The sequence below is a fragment of the Streptococcus sp. Z556 genome (genome assembly GCF_053010225.1).
Genome location: NZ_JBRKNU010000001.1, coordinates 206,659 through 226,036, shown reverse-complemented (window position 1 = coordinate 226,036; position 19,378 = coordinate 206,659). Strand labels below are relative to the sequence as shown.

At 41.4% G+C, this 19,378-nt stretch carries 20 protein-coding genes; 4 read left to right on the top strand and 16 right to left on the bottom strand.

From position 1 onward, the window contains the following. Window positions 1-41 precede the first annotated feature (41 nt). The 4 genes from ACVC7S_RS01035 to ACVC7S_RS01020 all read right to left on the bottom strand — a co-directional run bounded on the left by ACVC7S_RS01035 (window position 42) and on the right by ACVC7S_RS01020 (window position 4,689). Window positions 42-617 carry a cysteine hydrolase family protein gene (locus tag ACVC7S_RS01035; RefSeq protein WP_447265867.1) on the bottom strand — a complete coding sequence of 192 codons (576 nt, stop codon included), beginning with the start codon at window positions 615-617 and terminating at the stop codon, window positions 42-44. Then, window positions 617-1,405: a GTP-sensing pleiotropic transcriptional regulator CodY gene (codY, locus tag ACVC7S_RS01030; protein WP_447265866.1), complete on the bottom strand. Its 789-nt coding sequence runs from the start codon at window positions 1,403-1,405 to the stop codon at window positions 617-619. The genes ACVC7S_RS01035 and codY overlap by 1 nt, the downstream gene beginning before the upstream one ends. A 284-nt stretch (window positions 1,406-1,689) precedes the next feature. After that, complete coding sequence (locus tag ACVC7S_RS01025) at window positions 1,690-3,267, bottom strand: DEAD/DEAH box helicase (RefSeq protein WP_447265865.1); 1,578 nt, start codon at window positions 3,265-3,267, stop codon at window positions 1,690-1,692. Between the two features lie 195 nt (window positions 3,268-3,462). Beyond that, entirely contained in the window at window positions 3,463-4,689 is a 1,227-nt protein-coding gene (locus ACVC7S_RS01020; protein ID WP_000841589.1) for an L-lactate MFS transporter, read from the bottom strand. A gap of 192 nt (window positions 4,690-4,881) precedes the next feature. Between ACVC7S_RS01020 and ACVC7S_RS01015 the strand changes: the two genes are divergently transcribed. From ACVC7S_RS01015 to ACVC7S_RS01000, 4 genes are all read left to right on the top strand, one after another. Next, on the top strand, window positions 4,882-6,198 hold the full coding sequence (locus tag ACVC7S_RS01015; protein ID WP_447265864.1) for an FAD-containing oxidoreductase: 1,317 nt from the start codon (window positions 4,882-4,884) through the stop codon (window positions 6,196-6,198). Window positions 6,199-6,296: 98 nt separating this feature from the next. After that, window positions 6,297-7,640: a lipid II isoglutaminyl synthase subunit MurT gene (murT, locus tag ACVC7S_RS01010; RefSeq protein WP_447265863.1), complete on the top strand. Its 1,344-nt coding sequence runs from the start codon at window positions 6,297-6,299 to the stop codon at window positions 7,638-7,640. Beyond that, entirely contained in the window at window positions 7,640-8,422 is a 783-nt protein-coding gene (gatD, locus tag ACVC7S_RS01005; protein WP_049500184.1) for a lipid II isoglutaminyl synthase subunit GatD, read from the top strand. The genes murT and gatD overlap by 1 nt, the downstream gene beginning before the upstream one ends. 127 nt (window positions 8,423-8,549) lie before the next feature. After that, the gene (locus ACVC7S_RS01000) at window positions 8,550-9,632 is read left to right on the top strand and encodes a M24 family metallopeptidase (RefSeq protein ID WP_447265862.1); all 1,083 of its coding nucleotides are present in this window, start codon (window positions 8,550-8,552) and stop codon (window positions 9,630-9,632) included. A gap of 42 nt (window positions 9,633-9,674) precedes the next feature. Here the strand turns inward: ACVC7S_RS01000 and ACVC7S_RS00995 are convergent, their stop codons facing one another. From ACVC7S_RS00995 to ACVC7S_RS00940, 12 genes are all read right to left on the bottom strand, one after another. Next, window positions 9,675-10,136, bottom strand: a complete 462-nt coding sequence (locus tag ACVC7S_RS00995; RefSeq protein WP_061852778.1) for an ECF transporter S component — start codon at window positions 10,134-10,136, stop codon at window positions 9,675-9,677. Then, window positions 10,114-10,887, bottom strand: coding sequence for a bifunctional hydroxymethylpyrimidine kinase/phosphomethylpyrimidine kinase (locus ACVC7S_RS00990; RefSeq protein WP_447265861.1), 774 nt, complete (start codon window positions 10,885-10,887; stop codon window positions 10,114-10,116). Before ACVC7S_RS00990 ends, ACVC7S_RS00995 begins: the two co-directional genes overlap by 23 nt. Then, complete coding sequence (truA, locus tag ACVC7S_RS00985) at window positions 10,877-11,626, bottom strand: tRNA pseudouridine(38-40) synthase TruA (RefSeq protein ID WP_447265860.1); 750 nt, start codon at window positions 11,624-11,626, stop codon at window positions 10,877-10,879. Before truA ends, ACVC7S_RS00990 begins: the two co-directional genes overlap by 11 nt. A 99-nt stretch (window positions 11,627-11,725) precedes the next feature. Next, the gene (locus ACVC7S_RS00980; RefSeq protein WP_447265859.1) at window positions 11,726-12,877 is read right to left on the bottom strand and encodes an MFS transporter; all 1,152 of its coding nucleotides are present in this window, start codon (window positions 12,875-12,877) and stop codon (window positions 11,726-11,728) included. A 115-nt stretch (window positions 12,878-12,992) separates the two neighbouring features. Then, on the bottom strand, window positions 12,993-13,616 hold the full coding sequence (locus tag ACVC7S_RS00975; RefSeq protein WP_096407964.1) for a Pr6Pr family membrane protein: 624 nt from the start codon (window positions 13,614-13,616) through the stop codon (window positions 12,993-12,995). Window positions 13,617-13,618: 2 nt separating this feature from the next. Then, entirely contained in the window at window positions 13,619-13,957 is a 339-nt protein-coding gene (locus ACVC7S_RS00970) for a zinc ribbon domain-containing protein YjdM (protein WP_001061600.1), read from the bottom strand. A gap of 209 nt (window positions 13,958-14,166) precedes the next feature. Next, window positions 14,167-14,685 carry a Dps family protein gene (locus tag ACVC7S_RS00965; protein ID WP_447265858.1) on the bottom strand — a complete coding sequence of 173 codons (519 nt, stop codon included), beginning with the start codon at window positions 14,683-14,685 and terminating at the stop codon, window positions 14,167-14,169. Between the two features lie 195 nt (window positions 14,686-14,880). Then, window positions 14,881-15,639, bottom strand: coding sequence for a triose-phosphate isomerase (gene tpiA / locus ACVC7S_RS00960; RefSeq protein WP_049490291.1), 759 nt, complete (start codon window positions 15,637-15,639; stop codon window positions 14,881-14,883). Between the two features lie 96 nt (window positions 15,640-15,735). Next, entirely contained in the window at window positions 15,736-16,413 is a 678-nt protein-coding gene (locus ACVC7S_RS00955) for a DnaD domain-containing protein (protein WP_447265857.1), read from the bottom strand. Between the two features lie 8 nt (window positions 16,414-16,421). Continuing rightward, window positions 16,422-17,366 carry a homoserine O-acetyltransferase MetA gene (gene metA / locus ACVC7S_RS00950; protein ID WP_447265856.1) on the bottom strand — a complete coding sequence of 315 codons (945 nt, stop codon included), beginning with the start codon at window positions 17,364-17,366 and terminating at the stop codon, window positions 16,422-16,424. A gap of 186 nt (window positions 17,367-17,552) precedes the next feature. Then, complete coding sequence (locus ACVC7S_RS00945; protein WP_001049316.1) at window positions 17,553-18,065, bottom strand: adenine phosphoribosyltransferase; 513 nt, start codon at window positions 18,063-18,065, stop codon at window positions 17,553-17,555. An 86-nt stretch (window positions 18,066-18,151) separates the two neighbouring features. Further along, entirely contained in the window at window positions 18,152-18,910 is a 759-nt protein-coding gene (locus tag ACVC7S_RS00940; RefSeq protein ID WP_268705493.1) for a class I SAM-dependent methyltransferase, read from the bottom strand. Window positions 18,911-19,378 lie beyond the last annotated feature (468 nt).

Here is a 19,378-nt window from a genome sequence, read left to right as displayed (position 1 = left end):
GTCAACACTTTTTTCAGATTTTTTTCATTTTTCCAAGGGAATCATTCTGTAATTTCAGTTAAGTTTTCATCAAGCAACTTGGCTCCCAGAGTGTTCTTAAAATGTCCAAGAGCAAACTGATGATTTTCTGGCCAGATAGAGGCAACCGCAGGTTTGACAACTTCAATGTCATAACCTAAATTGTAGGCATCAATAGCCGTATGAAGGACACAAATATCGGTCAGAACCCCCGTCAAGATAACTGTAGTAACCCGACGTTCTCGCAGGCGAATGTCGAGGTCCGTTCCTGAAAATGCTGAATAGTGACGCTTGTCCATCCAAAAGACGCGACTATCGTCCTTATTTTCCGCATAGAAATCAGCTAGGGAGCCATAGAGGTTACGGCCACTAGTCCCAATGATGTTGTGCGGTGGAAAGAGCTTACTTTCCGGGTGGAAGGTATCCTTCTCCTCATGAGCATCAATAGTGAAGAAGACATAGTCTCCACGATCAAAAGCCAGTCTGGTTACTTGATTGATTGCCTCTGATATTGCTTGAGCAGGTGCTCCAGCAGTTAGCTTTCCGTTGTCCGCTACGAAATCCTCTGTATAGTCGATCGAGATTAAAGCCTTTGCCATTAGTAGTCCCTCTTTTTCACTTCCTCAAAAATATCACCAATTAGAACTTTGAGATAAGTCCCCTTCATTCCTAATGAACGACTCTCAATAATTCCCGCCGACTCCAATTTACGAAGCGCATTGACAATCACTGAACGCGTAATGCCAATACGGTCTGCAATGACAGATGCAGTCAATTGTCCTTCATTTCCATCCAACTCAGCTAGAATTGCTGAAACGGCACGAAGTTCTGAATAGGAAAGGGTATTAACTGCCATGGTTACAGCAGTACGACGGCGAATATTTTTCTCATCTTCTTCACGTTGGAAGTTCAAGAGTTGAATCCCTACCACCGTGCTTGCAATCTCGACAAGAATCAAATCTTCATCTTCAAACTTCTTATCATTGCGCCAAATAATCAACGAACCTAGGCGAATCCCTGATACATGAATCGGAGCGATGGTCGTCAACCCATCTGGAAAGTCCGCACGACTTTCTACAGGGAAAATGGTCAAATCATGTTCGACAGGAAGATTGGCTTCCGTATCATAGATCATGTTTGCCCCTTGTACATAGACGTCAGGGAAGGTTTTGGTTTGGAAAAACTGCTCTACTCGATCTGTATTTGTCTTGTAACGCATGAAATAGCCCAAGAGACGTCCCTTACTATTCACAATACAAGCGTTACAATCAATAATATCTGCCAACTGGCGTGTAATTGCATTGTAGGGAAGTTCATCTTGAAGTTGTTCCTCTGAGCGTTTCAAGATGGAAGTAATTTTTCTTGTTTTTTCTAATAAATGTGCCATTTTTTACCTCGCATTTAATCGCTATCATTATAACATAAAGAGCCTGAATTTTCAATTATTATCTGAAAATTGCTTATTTAATTGCAATTTTGAACAGCAAAAATATTTTAGAAAAAAAGCGATTTTTTTTATTGACATCCTATTTTATTTTTGATATTATAACATTATAAGAAGATGACATGATAAATCCCTTTCCGTTTCACCTATCCTTTACTATCAACCATCTTCTTTTACCCTTGGTCTCCTTATATATAAAAGCGATTCACCCAGTGAATCGCTTTTTCCTATTTGTCTCCCTTGTTACGAATAACAAAGCCTGTTTTCTTTTCGCTTGAAGTGTTGCGAGGTTTTTTATTGTCTTTATTACGGTAACGTCTGTCTTTATCAAAGCGGTCGTTTCCACGACTACCTTTCTTGAACTCATCACGACGACCATTGCCACGGCGATCACGGTCTCGACGGTCGTCTCCACGACGGCCACCTCGACCTCCCTTAGCTTTGCCACCGAAGCCATTACCTGATGGTTTAAATGGCAATGGTTTTTCACGTGCAATCTCAACTTCTGGAAGGCTGTCAGGATCTTGGACAGTCAGACTCAAGATATACATAGCCAATTCTTCAGGACTAAATTCAGCCGCTAACTTACGAGCGTCTTTAGCAAATTTCTCAAAGTTGGAACGAATTTCTTCATTTGCGAAATCACGTTCGATTTTCTTGAGCGCCACTTGCTTTTTAGCTTGGAAGGCTTCCTCTGCACTTGCAGGTTTAAGACCTTTCATGCGCTTCTTGGTCAAGTTTTCGATGATTTGAAGGTAGCCCATTTCGTTTGGAGCTACGAAGGTAATGGATTGACCTGACTTACCAGCACGACCTGTACGACCGATACGGTGAACATAACTTTCAGGATCTTGTGGAATATCGTAGTTGTAGACATGAGTCACTCCTGAAATGTCCAAACCACGCGCTGCCACATCCGTTGCAACGAGAACATCTAGATTGCCATTTTTAAAATCCCGAAGGACACGAAGACGTTTGTTTTGGTCCAAATCACCATGAATGCCTTCTGCACGGAAGCCACGGATCTTCAGTCCACGAGTCAATTCATCCACACGGCGTTTGGTACGACCAAATACGATAGCAAGTTCTGGTTGTTCCACATCCATAAGACGTGTCATGGTATCAAATTTTTCTTGTTCCTTAACACGGATATAGTACTGGTCCACCAGTTCTGTTGTCAATTCTTTGGCAGCAATCTTGACATGCTCAGGTTCTTTCATAAACTGAACACCGATACGTTTGATGGCTTCAGGCATGGTTGCTGAAAAGAGCAAGGTTTGACGACTGTCAGGGACACGCGAGATAATAGCTTCGATGTCTTCAAGGAAGCCCATATTGAGCATTTCATCCGCTTCATCAAGGATGAGGGTTTCGATATCGTGCAATTTCAAAGCCTTGCGTTTAATCAAGTCCAAAAGACGGCCTGGTGTTCCTACCACGATATGGGCACCAGATTTAAGGGCCTTGATTTGTTTCTCAATACTTGAACCACCATAAACTGAGCGAACTTTCACTCCCTTGCTACGGCCAAAGCGGAAAAGTTCTTCTTGACTTTGAACAGCGAGTTCACGAGTTGGAGCGATGACCAAGGCTTGGATAGTCGCTTCTTCTGTACGGATTTTTTCAAGGGTTGGCAAGCCAAAGGCTGCAGTTTTCCCTGTACCAGTCTGAGCTTGACCGATAACGTCTTTTCCCTCAAGAGCCAAAGGAATAGTTTGCTCTTGGATAGGACTTGCTTCTACAAATCCAGCTTTTTCAATCTCTGCTAGCAAATCAGCAGACAAGTTAAATTCATTAAATTTCACGTTTTTCTTCTTTCTAAAGATGGTGCGAAGCCACCCTATAGGGCTTTAGTTTATACTTTTCTTTTCATGACGTATCTTCTTTAAAACGAGATACCGTGTTGCTTCTTTTCCACGAAAGAAAAGTACTAGTTTCTTTGCAACCTATCTAGTATAACACAAGAGAGAGGCAAAAGATAGTAGAATCCTTTAGGAAAATCATGTAAGCGGTTTTTGGATTTCCTTTTTGATTGAACGACCTAGATAATAAGACAAAGCCAAGGCTATACTATATAAAATGAGAAAAACGAACAAGGTTTGTGTGTAAGAATGAGCTATTTTATAAGTCTCTGCTAATAAAATAGGCCCTGCTAAACCAGCCATTGCCCAAGCTGTTAAAATATATCCATGCAGAGCAGCCAATTCCTTGGTTCCAAAAATATCACTGAGATAAGCCGGAATCAATGAAAAACCAGCTCCATAGCAAGTCATCAAAATAGACATAGCGACTACAAATAAAACGGAATCTGTAAAGAGCCAAAGTGAGAGAGAAAAGAAAAGATTGACAAGCAGTAATATACTAAAGGTTAGAGGGCGACCGATATAGTCAGATAAACTCGCCCAGAGCAAACGACCAAACCCATTGAAAATCCCTAAAACTCCCACCATTACTGCTGCATGACTTGTAGACAAGCCAGCCATCTCCTGTGCCATTGGCGATGCCGCTGAAATTAAGCCTAAACCACAAGCTATGTTGATAAAGAAAATAATCCAAAGTATATAAAACCGATTGCTTTTCAGGGCCTGATTCGCAGCCATTCCTTGCGTCAAAGAGGCTGTTTTTTCTTTCCCTGAAACAGATAAAATTGCAAGCTCTTGCTCATTTGGACGCTTAATGAATTGTGAAGCTAGGAGCATGATAATAAAGTAACTTGCACCTAAAATATAAAAAGTTTCTACAAGCCCTACCCCTGCGATGAGATGTTGCGCTATGGGACTAGTCAATAAAGAAGCAAAACCAAACCCCATAATCGCTAAACCTGTTGCGAGACCACGTTTATCAGGAAACCATTTTATAATCGTTGACACAGGGGTAATATAGCCTGCTCCCAAACCAAGCCCACCTAAAATACCATAAGCGAGATACAACAACCACAGCTCCTGACGGTCTATTGCAAATCCTGTTAAGATATTTCCACCTGCGTATAGAAAAGCAGATAGACTCCCCATGACTCTAGGACCAAATTTTTCTACCAAACGCCCCATAAATGCAGCCGATAATCCCAAACAAAAGATTGCTAGACTAAAGGCAAAGGCAACAGAAGCCTGATCCCATCCCGTTTTTTCAATAATAGGATTGCGATAAACACTCCAAGCATAAGTCGAACCCAGCATTAAGTGTAAAATGACCCCAGCAAAGGCAATAATATAACGATTTGATTTCATAAAACCCCCTATTTTCGAACATTTATTCTATTTTATATAAAAATAGATAGGATTTTAGTTTATCAAGCTTGTCAAAAAATTACTAGTTTTTTGTCTGGAAAGCGTTTTTATCTTTTTCTGTCTTTTTCGTAGCAGAATTGTGCAAAAGTTTTTTTCTTGTGCTAGAATGAAAATCGAATAGGAGGACTATAAATGTTAACATATGATTTAATCGTTATCGGATTTGGTAAGGCTGGGAAAACACTAGCTGGTAAATTAGCTTCAGCTGGCAAAAAAGTTGCCCTTATCGAACGTAGTAAGGCTATGTACGGCGGAACTTGTATCAACATTGGTTGTATCCCAACTAAAACCTTGCTAGTTGCTGCTGAGAAAGATTTGTCTTTTGAAGAAGTCATTGCTACCAAAAATACCATCACTAGTCGCCTCAACGGTAAAAACTATGCGACTGTTGCTGGTACAGGCGTGGATATCTTTGATGCGGAAGCTCACTTCCTTTCAAACAAAGTCATCGAAATCCAAGCTGGTGATGAAAAACAAGAACTGACTGCTGAAACTATCGTTATCAATACCGGTGCCGTTTCAAACGTCTTGCCAATCCCTGGACTTGCTACAAGTAAGAATGTCTTTGACTCGACTGGTATTCAAAACTTGGACAAATTGCCTGAAAAACTTGGAGTTCTTGGTGGCGGAAACATCGGTCTTGAATTTGCAGGACTCTACAACAAACTTGGTAGCAAAGTCACAGTCCTAGATGCCTTGGATACATTCCTTCCTCGTGCAGAACCTTCCATTGCAGCTCTTGCTAAACAATACATGGAAGAAGACGGCATTGAATTGCTTCAAAACATCCGTACTACTGAAATCAAAAACGACGGTGATCAAGTCCTTGTCGTAACTGAAAATGAAACTTACCGTTTTGATGCTCTTCTCTACGCAACTGGACGTAAACCAAACGTAGAACCACTTCAACTTGAGAATACTGATATTGAACTAACAGAGCGTGGTGCTATTAAAGTAGACAAACACTGTCAAACAAACGTTCCTGGTGTCTTTGCAGTTGGGGATGTCAACGGTGGACCTCAATTCACCTACATTTCACTTGATGACTTCCGTGTTGTCTATAGTTACCTTGCTGGAGACGGCAGCTACACACTTGAAGACCGTCTCAATGTACCAAACACCATGTTCATCACACCTGCACTTTCACAAGTTGGTTTGACAGAAAGCCAAGCAGCTGATTTGAAACTTCCATACGCTGTGAAGGAAATTCCTGTTGCAGTCATGCCTCGCGGTCACGTCAATGGAGATCTTCGTGGAGCCTTCAAAGCTGTTGTCAACACTGAAACAAAAGAAATTCTCGGTGCAACTATCTTCTCAGAAGGTTCACAAGAAATCATCAACATCATCACTGTTGCTATGGACAACAAGATTCCTTACACTTACTTCACAAAACAAATCTTCACTCACCCAACCTTGGCTGAGAACTTGAATGACTTGTTTGCGATTTAAGTTAAGACTACATCGTATCTAACAGCCCTCATCGGGCTGTTTTTGTTTCTGCGAAATCTCAAATCTGTCTTTTCTTTCTTTTATGATATAATAGAAACATGAAATTAAAAACTACTTTGGGCCTCCTAGTTGGGCGTTCTTCTCACTTCATCTTGAACCGTCTTGGTCGTGGAAGTACGCTCCCTGGAAAACTTGCCCTTCAATTTGATAAAGATATTTTACAAAATCTAGCTAAGAACTACGATATTGTCGTAGTCACTGGAACCAATGGTAAAACCCTGACAACTGCCCTCACTGTCGGCATTTTAAAAGAAGTCTATGGTCAGGTTCTAACCAATCCTAGTGGTGCCAACATGATCACAGGGATTACGACAACCTTCTTGACGGCCAAATCCTCTAAAACTGGGAAAAACATCGCCGTTCTAGAAATTGACGAGGCCAGTCTATCTCGTATCTGTGACTACATCCATCCTAGCCTTTTTGTCATCACTAATATTTTTCGTGACCAGATGGACCGCTACGGTGAGATTTACACGACGTATAACATGATTTTGGATGCCATCCGTAAGGTGCCTACGGCTACAGTTCTCCTCAATGGTGACAGTCCGCTTTTCTACAAGCCAGCTATTCCAAACCCAGTTCAGTATTTTGGTTTTGACTTGGAAAAAGGACCAGCCCAACTAGCTCACTACAATACCGAAGGGATTCTCTGTCCTGACTGCCAAGGCATCCTCAAATACGAGCACAATACCTATGCCAACTTGGGTGCCTATATCTGTGAAAATTGTGGCTGCAAACGTCCTGAATTGGACTACCGTCTGACAGAACTGGTTGAGTTGACCAACAATCGCTCTCGTTTTGTCATTGACGGCCAAGAATACGGCATCCAAATCGGTGGACTTTACAACATCTACAATGCGCTAGCTGCGGTTGCCATTGCTCGATTCCTCGGCGCTGATTCGCAACGAATCAAGCAAGGATTTGACAAGAGCCGTGCTGTCTTTGGACGCCAGGAGACCTTCCATATCGATGACAAGGAATGCACCCTTGTCTTGATTAAAAATCCTGTTGGCGCGACCCAAGCTATCGAAATGATTAAACTAGCTCCTTATCCATTTAGCCTATCTGTCCTTCTCAACGCCAACTATGCTGATGGAATAGATACCAGCTGGATCTGGGATGCAGACTTTGAACAAATCACTGATATGGACATTCCTGAAATCAACGCAGGCGGTGTTCGTCATTCTGAAATCGCGCGTCGTCTACGGGTGACAGGATACCCAGCTGACAAGATCACTGAAACAAGTAGCCTGGAACAAGTTCTCAAAACAATCGAAGCTCAAGACTGCAAACATGCCTATATCCTGGCTACCTATACTGCTATGCTGGAATTCCGCGAACTGCTGGCTAGTCGTCAGATTGTTAGAAAGGAGATGAACTGATGGTTTATACTTCACTTTCCTCAAAAGCTGGCAACTACCCTTATCAGCTCAACATCGCCCACCTCTATGGAAACCTCATGAATACCTACGGAGACAACGGCAATATCCTCATGCTCAAGTATGTGGCTGAAAAACTGGGAGCTCATGTAACAGTTGACATCGTTTCTCTCCATGATGACTTTGATGAAAACCACTACGACATCGCCTTTTTCGGTGGGGGTCAGGATTTTGAACAAAGTATTATCGCTGGCGATCTTCCTGCTAAAAAAGAGAGCATTGACAACTACATCCAAAACGATGGTGTTGTTCTAGCCATCTGCGGTGGTTTCCAACTATTGGGTCAATATTATGTTGAAGCTTCAGGCAAACGTATCGAAGGGCTAGGGGTCATGGGCCACTATACCCTCAACCAGACCAATAACCGCTTTATCGGTGACATCAAGATTCACAATGAAGATTTCAATGAAACCTACTATGGATTTGAAAATCACCAGGGCCGTACCTTCCTCTCAGATGACCAAAAACCGCTGGGACAGGTGGTTTATGGAAATGGAAACAACGAGGAAAAGGTCGGCGAAGGGGTTCATTATAAGAATGTCTTTGGTTCCTACTTCCACGGACCTATCCTCTCTCGTAATGCCAATCTAGCTTATCGCCTGGTCACTACTGCTCTTAAGAAGAAATACGGTCAGGATATCCAACTCCCTGCCTATGAGGACATCCTCAGTCAAGAAATCGCTGAAGAATACAGCGACGTCAAAAGCAAGGCTGACTTTTCTTAAACCAAGGAAAACCATATCAAAGAACTCCGCTATCTTGTCGGGGTTCTTTTTGCCTGTTCTTTTACCCTTCTCCCTTGCATTTTCTCTCTTTTTTTGCCAAAATAGAGGGGTAGAAAGAAGGTAGCATATGTCTAAATTACAACAAATCTTAACATATCTTGAATCAGAAAAACTAGACGTCGCTGTCGTATCTGACCCCGTCACTATCAATTACCTCACTGGCTTTTACAGTGATCCCCATGAACGCCAAATGTTCCTCTTTGTTCTAGCAGATCAGGAACCTCTCCTCTTTGTCCCAGCCCTTGAAGTGGAGCGTGCAACTAATACTGTTTCCTTCCCAGTTGTGGGCTATGTGGACTCTGAAAACCCATGGAAGAAAATCCAAAACGCTTTGCCGCAGCACGACTTCAAACGTGTTGCTGTTGAGTTTGACAACCTCATCTTAACCAAGTATCATGGTTTGAAAACAGTCTTTGAGACTGCTGAGTTTGAAAACCTCACTCCTCGCATCCAACGCATGCGCCTCATCAAATCAGCTGATGAAGTGCAAAAAATGATGGTTGCAGGTATCTATGCTGATAAGGCTGTAAAAGTTGGTTTTGACAATATTTCTCTTGATAAGACTGAGACAGATATCATTGCCCAAATCGACTTTGCTATGAAGCGTGAAGGTTATGAAATGAGTTTTGATACTATGGTCTTGACTGGCGATAACGCTGCAAATCCACACGGAATTCCTGGTGCAAACAAGGTTGAAAAGGACGCCCTTCTCCTCTTTGACCTCGGTGTGATGGTCAATGGATACGCCTCAGATATGACTCGTACGGTCGCTGTTGGCAAACCAGACCAATTCAAGCAGGATATTTATAACTTGACCCTTGAAGCCCAACAAGCTGCCCTTGACTTTATCAAGCCAGGTGTGACTGCACATGAAGTGGACCGCGCAGCTCGTGAAGTTATCGAAAAAGCTGGCTACGGTGAGTACTTCAACCACCGTCTCGGTCACGGTATCGGTATGGATGTCCACGAATTTCCATCTATCATGGAAGGAAACGACATGGTCATCGAAGAAGGCATGTGCTTCTCTGTTGAACCAGGTATCTATATCCCGGGTAAAGTCGGTGTTCGTATCGAAGACTGTGGTGTTGTTACCAAGGATGGATTTGACCTCTTTACCAGCACCAGCAAAGATTTGCTTTATTTTGATTAAACATAGAGACAAGCAAAAAGTCAGCTATTGAAGCTGACTTTTTTATTTTATCTTCTTGACGCTCTGAAAAACTACAAACCCCACAATCATTCCCAAGGTATTTTGCAGGAAGTTTGGAAGGATTTCTGGCAAGGCTGCTGACCAGCCATTCATTAGGGTAGAACCTAGGGCGTAGCCACTTACCATGACGATAGTAGCCAAGACAAGGCCTAGCCATTGCCACTTCCCTTTAAAACCTGCAAAAAATCCTTGCAAGCCATGGTTCACTAAACTAAAGAACATCCACTGTGGATAGCCTGATAAAAGGTCAATTAGGAATCCTGCTAGTCCTCCAACGACGGCTCCTTCTTTACTGCCAAAGTAAAAGGCAGTAAAGAAAATACCTGCATCCAAGAGAGTCAATATTCCTGTTGGCGTTCCAATTTTCAAGTAATAACCTAGAACCACAGAAAGGGCGGTTAGAAGGGATACAAGGGCGATTTTAGTTGTTTTTGTTTGCTTCATATTGTCTTACTCCATATTGATCTGCTTGTGCAATGGCACGGTAAACGAAAGCTTTAGAGCTCTCCACTGCTGTTAAAAGTTCATCACCTTTAACCAAGTGACTGGCAATGCTTGAGGCAAAGGTACAACCTGCACCAGCATTTTGCCCTTGGATAACGGGATTTTCTAGGACAGTGAAAGTTTGTCCATCATAAAAGACATCCACAGCCTTGTCCTGACTAAGGCGATTGCCTCCCTTGATAATAACTGCCGGCGCTCCTAAATCATGCAATTTCTGCGCTGCAGCTTTCATATCTTCCAAGGTTTTGATCTCCTGATCAGCTAGCAATTCTGCTTCTGGGAGATTAGGTGTAATCACGCTAACATGAGGAAAAAAGCGAATCAACTCTTGACAGAGTTCACTGACAGCCACATCATGCGTTTCCTTGCAGACCAAAACGGGGTCCAATACCACCGGCACTCCCGGACGTTGCTTGATAAAGTCCAGTGCCTTCTCAGCCACACTGACAGTAGGGAGAAGACCAATCTTGATCCCTGCAAAGTCCACGTCACGCAAACTATTCAACTCATGTTGGAAAATAATATCATCCGTAGGAAAGACTTCAAAACCCTTTTCTGTCAAGGCTGTCAAACAAGTCACTGCTACAAAACCATGCAAGCCGTTCAAGTTATAGGTAGCCAAATCAGCTGACAGACCTCCACCACTAAAAATATCATTCCCAGAAAGTGCTAAAATACGATTATTCTTCATAACGAATCTCCTTCAAATACAAGCCATTTGGTGCTGCTGTTGGACCTGCAAGCTGTCTGTCTTTTTTTTCCAAGATCAAGTCAATCTGCTCAACTGGCATTCGATTATTTCCGATTTTGAGAAGAGTCCCCACCATATTGCGAATCTGCTTATACAAGAAACCATTTCCTGAAAAGGTAAAGGTCAAAAATTGGCCTGTCTCATCGACTGTTAAACTCGCTTCTGTAATGGTCCGAACCTTGTCCCCTACACTGGTTCCAGATGCTGTAAAACCGGTGAAATCGTGGATTCCCTCTAGCTTTTTGATTGCCATCTGCATCCGTTCCACATCGAGGGGATAGGGAAAGTGAGTAGCATAGTGACGGCGCATCGGATTTTTGGGGCGCCCTCTATCCACGATAAACTCATAGGTCTTGCTATGTTTTGCATAACGGCAATGAAAGTCATCCGCCACAATCTCAATCGAAATCACATCGATATCTTCTGGAGACTGAGTATCCAGAGCAAAACGGAGTTTTTCCTCATCCATCTGATAGGGCAGATCAAAATGAATAACCTGACCCAGAGCATGGACCCCACTATCCGTCCTACCAGCACCATGAACAGTGATGGCTTGCCCCTTATTGAGTCTCGTTAAGGTTTTTTCGATTTCCTCTTGAACGCTCCGCGCATGAGGCTGGCGCTGAAAACCAGCAAAGGCATAACCGTCATAGGAAATGATTGCTTTATATCTTGTCATAACTTCTATTTTATCAGGAAATAAAAGTGTAAACAAGTTTAAAAACTAATAATTGTCTGGGTACAAAAACTCCGAAAAGAAAAACTTAGAAAATCAATCCTAAGCTCTCTTTTGAAGTGCGTACATAACAAAGATAGAAGTGACAATCAACCAGCATCCTAGAATGGTGAAGACCAACATACCGTTTTGAGTCACAAAGCCAATCGCCCCAAGAATGAAAGGTGTCGTAAAGGCTCCAAAGCTGCATCCTAGCACTGCAAAAGATGTTGCCTGATTAAGGAGCTTGGCTGGGATTCTTTCAGAAAGAAGCTGAAAGACAGTGGTCAAGGCTACGCTGTAGGCAAAACCTGCCACAACACTTCCAACTACCATCACACCCAATGACGGAGACAAGGCAATTACAATCTGACCCAATCCAAAGGTGATACCTGACCAAAGGAGCAACCTTTCTTTAAACAGAGAGATAAAGAAAGAAAAACTCACACCTGCCAAGATACCAATCAACTGCATGATACTTAAAACCAAGCTCGATAACTGGGCATCCCCTAGACCTCTTTCTACCATCAGACTAGGAATACGAATAGTGATAGCTGTGTTGGTACAAACAACGACTGCTGCTTCAACAGCCAAAAGGAAAATCAAGCCTTTCATCTGTCCTGTCAGACGAGCGCTTTCAACCTCTTTTTTCTTAGTCTCTTTCTTTTCTTTGCCATAAGGGACAAATAGCAGATAAAGTATCAACACTAAAAATCCCGCACTGTAAGCTAAAAAGGTCGCTGTCCATCCAAAGGAAAGGAGTTGACCTACCATTAGAGTTAAAATCGAAGCACCAACCACCTCTGCTGATCCCCTTAGACCTAGCATCTGGATCCGTGTCTTTCCGTGATAGCGTTCACTGATAATGGAAATGGCCTTGGCATTGATCATCCCCACACCCAAACCAAATAAAATCCGCATAGCAAAGACAAAGTTATAATCCTGATACCAGAAGGGAGCTATTCCACCGATAGAGAGGATGACAAGGCCCAGACTAATCTGAAGACGTTCAGGCAACAAACGTTCCAAAACCCCATTTAAGACTAGCATAATCATAATCCCAAAAGAAGGGAGGCTAACGAGAAGCTCGATTTGTTCTTTGGGATAGCCCTGATAGTAGTCGAACATAGCTGGTAGAGCACTCGAGATGGAAAAGGAAGTAATCAAAACGAGGGAGAGAGCTAGAATGCTAGCCCGTTCTAAATATTGTTTCATGGATTCTCTTTCTGTTTTTTTCTCTCACTATCATATCTTTTTTTAAAGGATATGGCAAGAAAAGAAGGAGCCCAACTGACATAGGGACTCCGTCCTAATTTCCCTTATAGGAAGACTATTTTCGCTTGATTTGCTTGATCAGGTAGAAGATAAATCCTGCAACCATATAGGCCACAAAGATAGTCAAACACCATTTAATAACCACGTCCCAACCCTTGGCCACATCTAAAAAGAAATAAGGGAAAGGACTAACCTTGGAATTTGGTACAGGTAGTTTCAATACTAAGCCATTAAAAAGGGCAAAAAGCATGTAAACCAAGGGCAAGATGGTCCACAATACTGGATCCCAGATCTTGTATTGACCTTGCTTATCAAATAATAAGGTATCAGCTAGAAACCAAAGAGGAACGATATAGTGACAGAGGAAATTTTCCAAACGGTAAAAATCAGTCGCTATCGGCGCTAGCATAAAATGGTAAATGACACAAGTAATCATGATACTCATGGTAACTCCGCCCTTGAGACGGAGTAGATGCCGACTTTGCCATTTTTCACCAGATTGTCTCATCACATAAAGCAGATAAGCTGTAAAAAGTGTTACCAAGAGATTGGATAGCACTGTATAGTAGAGGAGCATGCCAAAACCACCACGCTTGGTAATCTCTAGGTAAACTCCTGTGAAAGCCGCTAAGAACAAGAGCACACGGCTATAAAAGATAAATTTCAGGTTCATTTTCATGGCTAGATTTTCTTAACAAATTCTGATTTGAGTTTCATAGCTCCAAAACCATCAATCTTACAATCGATGTTGTGGTCGCCTTCTACGATACGGATATTTTTGACACGAGTTCCTTGTTTCAAATCCTTAGGTGCACCTTTTACTTTCAAGTCCTTAATCAAGGTTACAGTATCGCCGTCAGCCAATTTATTTCCATTGGCATCGATAGCAACAACACCTTCTTCTACTTCTGCAACTTCAGCAGGATTCCATTCATAGGCACACTCTGGGCAAACCAAGAGGCTTCCGTCTTCATAGACATATTCTGAATTACATTTTGGGCAATTTGGTAAGTTGTTCATGGGTTCTCCTTATAACGTTTCACTATTCTTTGAAAATCAAAATTTCTCGAACAGCAACTATTATACCGTAAAATCCTACTTTTGACAATGTGTCCTAAGTCCAGTAAATAAAAAATCATGCAACTGTTTACAGTTACATGACTTTTAAAAGATGATTGGTCATGGGCACTTATCAAGCGCCTCATGATAAAAGGGGTAGCAACTATATCTTACAAACCAGGAGCTTGTCCAAGTTCTGCTGCAAGCATCCAAACTGTTTTCTCAAGTTCAGCCTTAGCCCCAACAAAGATATCGTTTGTAACATCATCACCTTCTTCATCAGTTACATCCAAAGCTTTTTGGAAAAGAGTGATGAGGTAGCGATAAATAGCTAGAACACGTTCCAAGCTTTCTTCAACGTTACGGAATTCTCCTTCTTCTTCTTCGATTTCACTGTGTTGAAGGAATTCTGTCAAAGTTGAATAAGGTTTGCCACCAAGAGTAATCAAACGTTCACTGATTTCGTCAAGATAGCCATCAAGACTGTCCATGTATTCATCCATTTTTGGATGCCATACGAGGAAACCACGACCACGCATATACCAGTGAACTTGGTGAAGGGCAACGTGAGCCACATACAAGTCTGCTACTGCTTGGTTCAATACTTCCTTTGTTTTTGCCAATGCTACTGGCGCTGTTTTAGATAATGTTGTTACATCTTTTACTGCTTCTTTTTTCAATTCAACCATATTTCTTACCTCTTTTCATTTTTTTATAACTACTTCACAGTAGCTATAATACAAGTATACTACTACCAGAAAATGATATCAAGGAAAGTGTACTATCTGAGAAAAGTTGCAATAGACTGATAATTTAAGAAAAATATACAGTCTTTTTTTTTTAAAAAAAAGACAGTCTTAGAAGACTGTCTGGAATAAGCTAGATTATTTTACAAAGTCAAGCAATGCCAAGAAGCTTTCAGCTTCAAGTGACGCACCACCAACAAGGGCACCGTCAACGTCTGGGCAAGCCATGTATGAAGCAACGTTTTCAGGTTTAACTGAACCACCGTATTGAACGCGTACTTTGTCAGCAACTTCTTGACCGAAGTCAGCAGCTACAACGTCACGAACAACTTTACACATTTTTTGTGCGTCGTCTTGTGAAGCTGATTTACCAGTACCGATAGCCCAGATTGGCTCATAAGCGATAACGGATGCAGCAACTTGTTCAGCAGTCAATCCAGCCAAAGCAGCAGATACTTGAGCACCTACGAATTCAGCTGCTTTACCAGCTTCGTAAGTTTCAAGTGACTCACCACAACAGATGATTGGAAGCATACCGTTTGCAAAGATTGCTTTTGCTTTTTTATTGATATCTTCGTCAGTTTCATGGAAGTAGTCACGGCGTTCTGAGTGACCGATAACAACGTAGTCTGTACCGATTTCTTTCAAAACTTGTGGGCTTGTTTCACCAGTGAAAGCACCTGCATTTTCAAAGTAGCAGTTTTGAGCAGCAACTTTAAGGTTAGTTCCTTTAGCAGCAGCAAGAACAGTTGTCAAGTCAAGTGCAGGAACTGCGATACCAGCTTCAACAAGGTCTGATGAAGGAAGTTTTGAGGCAACGGCTTCAACGAATGCTTTTGCTTCTTCTGGATTTTTGTTCATTTTCCAGTTACCAGCGATAAATGGTTTACGTGACATTTCACATACCTCTTTTTTCATTTTATTTTCTATTATTTTATCATATTTATAAAGAGCTTGCAAACCTTACTCTAATTTTCAAGATTTTTCAAGCGACTAATCTTGCCACAAATTCATGGCATCGAGAAAATCAGCTGAAGCTTGAACTTGTTTAGGATTGTTTGCTTCTCTCTCAGCTCGTTTAGCTTCCACTTGGGCTACAGATTGGATGCCTTCATGGCGCCAATTCCGAAGGATGGCTTGAATATATTTCCAGTTTGGTTTGCCATTTAGAACAGCTTCTCGGAGAGCTTCCTTGATTAAATCCGCCTTGATCCCATCGTCTTTGACAGTCTTAGAAAGATCTTCGATTTCAAATGGTGTTAATAAGCGTCCCAATTCCTGCTGAAAAGTTTCAACCAGAGCCTTCAACTGATTCTGCGTGTTTGGAGCAGTTGTAGCTGGAGTTTGGCTGTCTAGCAAGCTATCCAAGCGTTCAAAAGCCAAACTAGCATCAAAAATGAGCTCAATTTCCCCATTTAGTTCAATGGTCCGATATTGTAGCAAACCATTTTCAGTCAAATTCGAAATGGATTGGTTGACATCTGCCACTTCTTTCCCAATGATTTCAGCAATCTGGCTAGGCGAAACATCTCCTAGGGCTGTGGTATTTTGTAAATAGAAAAATTGCCAGACGAGAAAATCTTCGCTGGAAGGAAAGAGTTCCTTAAAATGCAAGAGCAGGGCACTTGGCAAAACCAAGTTCCCTGATTTAAAAGCGTCAAAATATGTCATAATTCCTCTTATAAATATCCAAATGAAGCTGCATCGTCCTCTACCTTTTTCCAGTCAAAAGGAGTTTCCTGATAAACGGCATAGTTAACCCAGTTACTGAAAAAGAGGGCAGCTGATGAAGACCAACAGAGACACGGTGTCTCATTCACATCATCATTTTTGAAGTAATTTTCCGGAATGTTAGGATTAAGTCCTGCCTCACAATCACGAAAATACTCTTTTGCTAGAGTATCACGGTCATATTCTAAATGACCAAAACTATAAATCTCACGAAGATCCCGACTGGCTAAAATTGAAACGCCGACTTGTTCTCCCTCAGAGAGGATTTCCAGATTGGTTTTTCCCAATATCTCTTCCTTATAGATTTCTGTATGACGAGAATGGGGAGCTACATAGCTATCATCAAAACCACGAAAGAGAAGATGGCCCTCTTTCAAGGTATCCTGAGGGTAAATACCTGACAGCTTCTGCTCCATCTGGTGTTTTTCAACGCCATAGCGAGCATAAAGACCTGCTTGGGCACCCCAACAGATATGCAGGGTTGAAAACACATGCGTCTTGGACCATTCGATGACCTGTTTAAACTCCTCCCAATAGTCCACCTCCTCAAAAGGTAAGTGCTCCACTGGAGCTCCCGTGATGATCATTCCATCAAAAAAGTCATTCTTGACTTCCGAGAAGGTCTTATAGAAGGTCTCCATATGTTCGGCACGAGTCGTCTTTGAACGATGCGTTTCCATATACAAAAAATCGATATCTAACTGTAGAGGCGTATTGGCCAAATGCCGCAAGAGTTGTGTTTCTGTCACAATCTTTTGGGGCATCAGATTTAGAATCAAAATCTTCAAAGGTCGAATATCTTGGTGAGCAGCCCGTTGATCATCCATGACAAAGATATTTTCTGTCCTTAAAATCTCAACGGCAGGTAATTTTTTTTCAATCCGAATCGGCATAATACCCTCCTAACAGTCATCTATTTCGGGAATGGCTTTATCTGCTTGAAAGCACAATCTTTCAAACTTCTCTTCCTTTTATTATACTGTATGAAGATATAGTTTTCAATTATATTTTTTCTCTAACTAGCTATAGTTTGTTTATATAGCAGATGAAGAGAAAACAGCCCCAAGGACTGTTTTTCATTAATAATGCATAAGTACCTTGTAATCGTAATCTCCGATTTTTTCACGGCCTTTAAGCTCATCAAGCTCAATCAAGAAAGCACAACCGGCTACAACTCCACCAAGTCTTTCGATCATTTCAATGGTTGCTTTGACAGTTCCACCTGTCGCCAAGAGGTCATCTACGATGAGAACGCGTTGACCTGGTTTGATGGCATCCGCGTGCATGGTCAAGGTATCAATACCGTACTCTTTCTCATAGTCAGCAGAAATGACTTCACGTGGCAATTTCCCTGGTTTACGAACAGGTGCAAAGCCAATTCCCAACTCAAAAGCAACTGGGCAGCCAACAATAAATCCACGAGCCTCTGGCCCAACAATCATGTCGATCTTCTTGTCAGTTGCATACTGAACGATTTCACGAACAGCATAGCTATAGGCATTACCATCTGCCATCAATGGGCTGATATCACGGAAGGTGATACCTTCCTTAGGATAATTTTCAATCGTTGCGATATAATCTTTTAAATTCATCTTTTTCTTTCTTTCAAAGTTTTTTACTCTCTATTATAGCATATTTTTTAAGAAAGAAACAAGGAAAAGTTAACTCCAATAATTATCTAACGATTTGACGATTTATAACTAGCCATAGCAATAAAGCCCAATTTCTGTTTATTCTTAGCAAACATTTTATACATAGTTAAAAACTGCTTTCTATTCTCCTTTTTACAAGCATTTACGCAAATTTTCAAAGTTCCTAGCCAACCTTCGTCATAAATCATACCTGATAATTTCATTAATGTCATTTCACCAGTCAATATTTTCACATCACGATAACCTGATTCTATCATCACCTGTTCCCAACCATCTTGAGTTAAAGGACCTACATTTACATGAATTGCTTGTGACAATTCCTGTCTGACAGACTCTTCAGCTTCCTTAAGAAGCACATCATGTGTCAAAAGAAGACCTTCAGGTTTTAAAACCCTTAGATACTCCATTACACATTTTTTCTTAGCTTGATCGGCTTGCATAGTCAGCATAGCTTCATTTATAACAATATCAAAACTAGCATCTTCATAAGGAAGTTTCATTGCATTTGCTCTTTCAAATCTAATCAAATGACCAACACCTGCCATTTCAGCAGATTTTTTAGCCACTTCTAAGGCTTGTCCATCCATATCAACAGCAGTTATCTTACAACCAAAACGCTGTGCCAACTCAATTGCTGTAGTTCCCCTATTGCACGCAACTTCTAGTATTCTCTTTTCTTTTGAAAATCCTCCTTCCGCAATTAACCAATCTGTAGCACGTTTTCCACCTGGACGTAAGCGTTTTTTCCCCAGTTTTGCTAAAAACTTATGACCTGCTTCTGACATTTGAACACCTCTATTTTTTCTTCATTATAACATAAAATTATATTATCTGACAATTCTAATCTATTATTTGATAAACTAGAATCAAAAGCATACAAACTGTCATGACTATAGCATAAATCTATTAATCACCTCTCTAGTTCGAATTCAATTGCTCACGTAGTTTACTCATATAGGTTACGACTACATATTTGTACTTTAGAGTTGCTGGCCTCCTTATCCGCTATATACGCTTTACTATCACGTGCCTATTCGTATAGCCAAGATTTCTCTATCTCTTTCTCTGCCGATTCTTATTTCCAACGTCAGACTTAAACAGTCTATCCTAATGCCGTTCGATCAGCTACTCACAATAGTCAGGCTTGGGAATCACTTTTGGGTTTACTAGTATATGGTAGCCACAGAGGACTTACACCTCAGATGAACGGAATGCCCGTCGTAGCTAAAAAAACGAGCACTTTCGCACTCGTT

Bases quoted from the DNA above. Each gene is read 5' to 3' on its own strand.
- ACVC7S_RS01035 (WP_447265867.1), bottom strand. From the start codon at position 617: ATGGCAAAGGCTTTAATCTCGATCGACTATACAGAGGATTTCGTAGCG.
- codY (WP_447265866.1), bottom strand. From the start codon at position 1,405: ATGGCACATTTATTAGAAAAAACAAGAAAAATTACTTCCATCTTGAAA.
- ACVC7S_RS01020 (WP_000841589.1), bottom strand. From the start codon at position 4,689: ATGAAATCAAATCGTTATATTATTGCCTTTGCTGGGGTCATTTTACAC.
- ACVC7S_RS01015 (WP_447265864.1), top strand. From the start codon at position 4,882: ATGTTAACATATGATTTAATCGTTATCGGATTTGGTAAGGCTGGGAAA.
- murT (WP_447265863.1), top strand. From the start codon at position 6,297: ATGAAATTAAAAACTACTTTGGGCCTCCTAGTTGGGCGTTCTTCTCAC.
- gatD (WP_049500184.1), top strand. From the start codon at position 7,640: ATGGTTTATACTTCACTTTCCTCAAAAGCTGGCAACTACCCTTATCAG.
- ACVC7S_RS01000 (WP_447265862.1), top strand. From the start codon at position 8,550: ATGTCTAAATTACAACAAATCTTAACATATCTTGAATCAGAAAAACTA.
- ACVC7S_RS00995 (WP_061852778.1), bottom strand. From the start codon at position 10,136: ATGAAGCAAACAAAAACAACTAAAATCGCCCTTGTATCCCTTCTAACC.
- ACVC7S_RS00990 (WP_447265861.1), bottom strand. From the start codon at position 10,887: ATGAAGAATAATCGTATTTTAGCACTTTCTGGGAATGATATTTTTAGT.
- truA (WP_447265860.1), bottom strand. From the start codon at position 11,626: ATGACAAGATATAAAGCAATCATTTCCTATGACGGTTATGCCTTTGCT.
- ACVC7S_RS00980 (WP_447265859.1), bottom strand. From the start codon at position 12,877: ATGAAACAATATTTAGAACGGGCTAGCATTCTAGCTCTCTCCCTCGTT.
- ACVC7S_RS00975 (WP_096407964.1), bottom strand. From the start codon at position 13,616: ATGAAAATGAACCTGAAATTTATCTTTTATAGCCGTGTGCTCTTGTTC.
- ACVC7S_RS00970 (WP_001061600.1), bottom strand. From the start codon at position 13,957: ATGAACAACTTACCAAATTGCCCAAAATGTAATTCAGAATATGTCTAT.
- ACVC7S_RS00965 (WP_447265858.1), bottom strand. From the start codon at position 14,685: ATGGTTGAATTGAAAAAAGAAGCAGTAAAAGATGTAACAACATTATCT.
- tpiA (WP_049490291.1), bottom strand. From the start codon at position 15,639: ATGTCACGTAAACCATTTATCGCTGGTAACTGGAAAATGAACAAAAAT.
- ACVC7S_RS00955 (WP_447265857.1), bottom strand. From the start codon at position 16,413: ATGACATATTTTGACGCTTTTAAATCAGGGAACTTGGTTTTGCCAAGT.
- metA (WP_447265856.1), bottom strand. From the start codon at position 17,366: ATGCCGATTCGGATTGAAAAAAAATTACCTGCCGTTGAGATTTTAAGG.
- ACVC7S_RS00945 (WP_001049316.1), bottom strand. From the start codon at position 18,065: ATGAATTTAAAAGATTATATCGCAACGATTGAAAATTATCCTAAGGAA.
- ACVC7S_RS00940 (WP_268705493.1), bottom strand. From the start codon at position 18,910: ATGTCAGAAGCAGGTCATAAGTTTTTAGCAAAACTGGGGAAAAAACGC.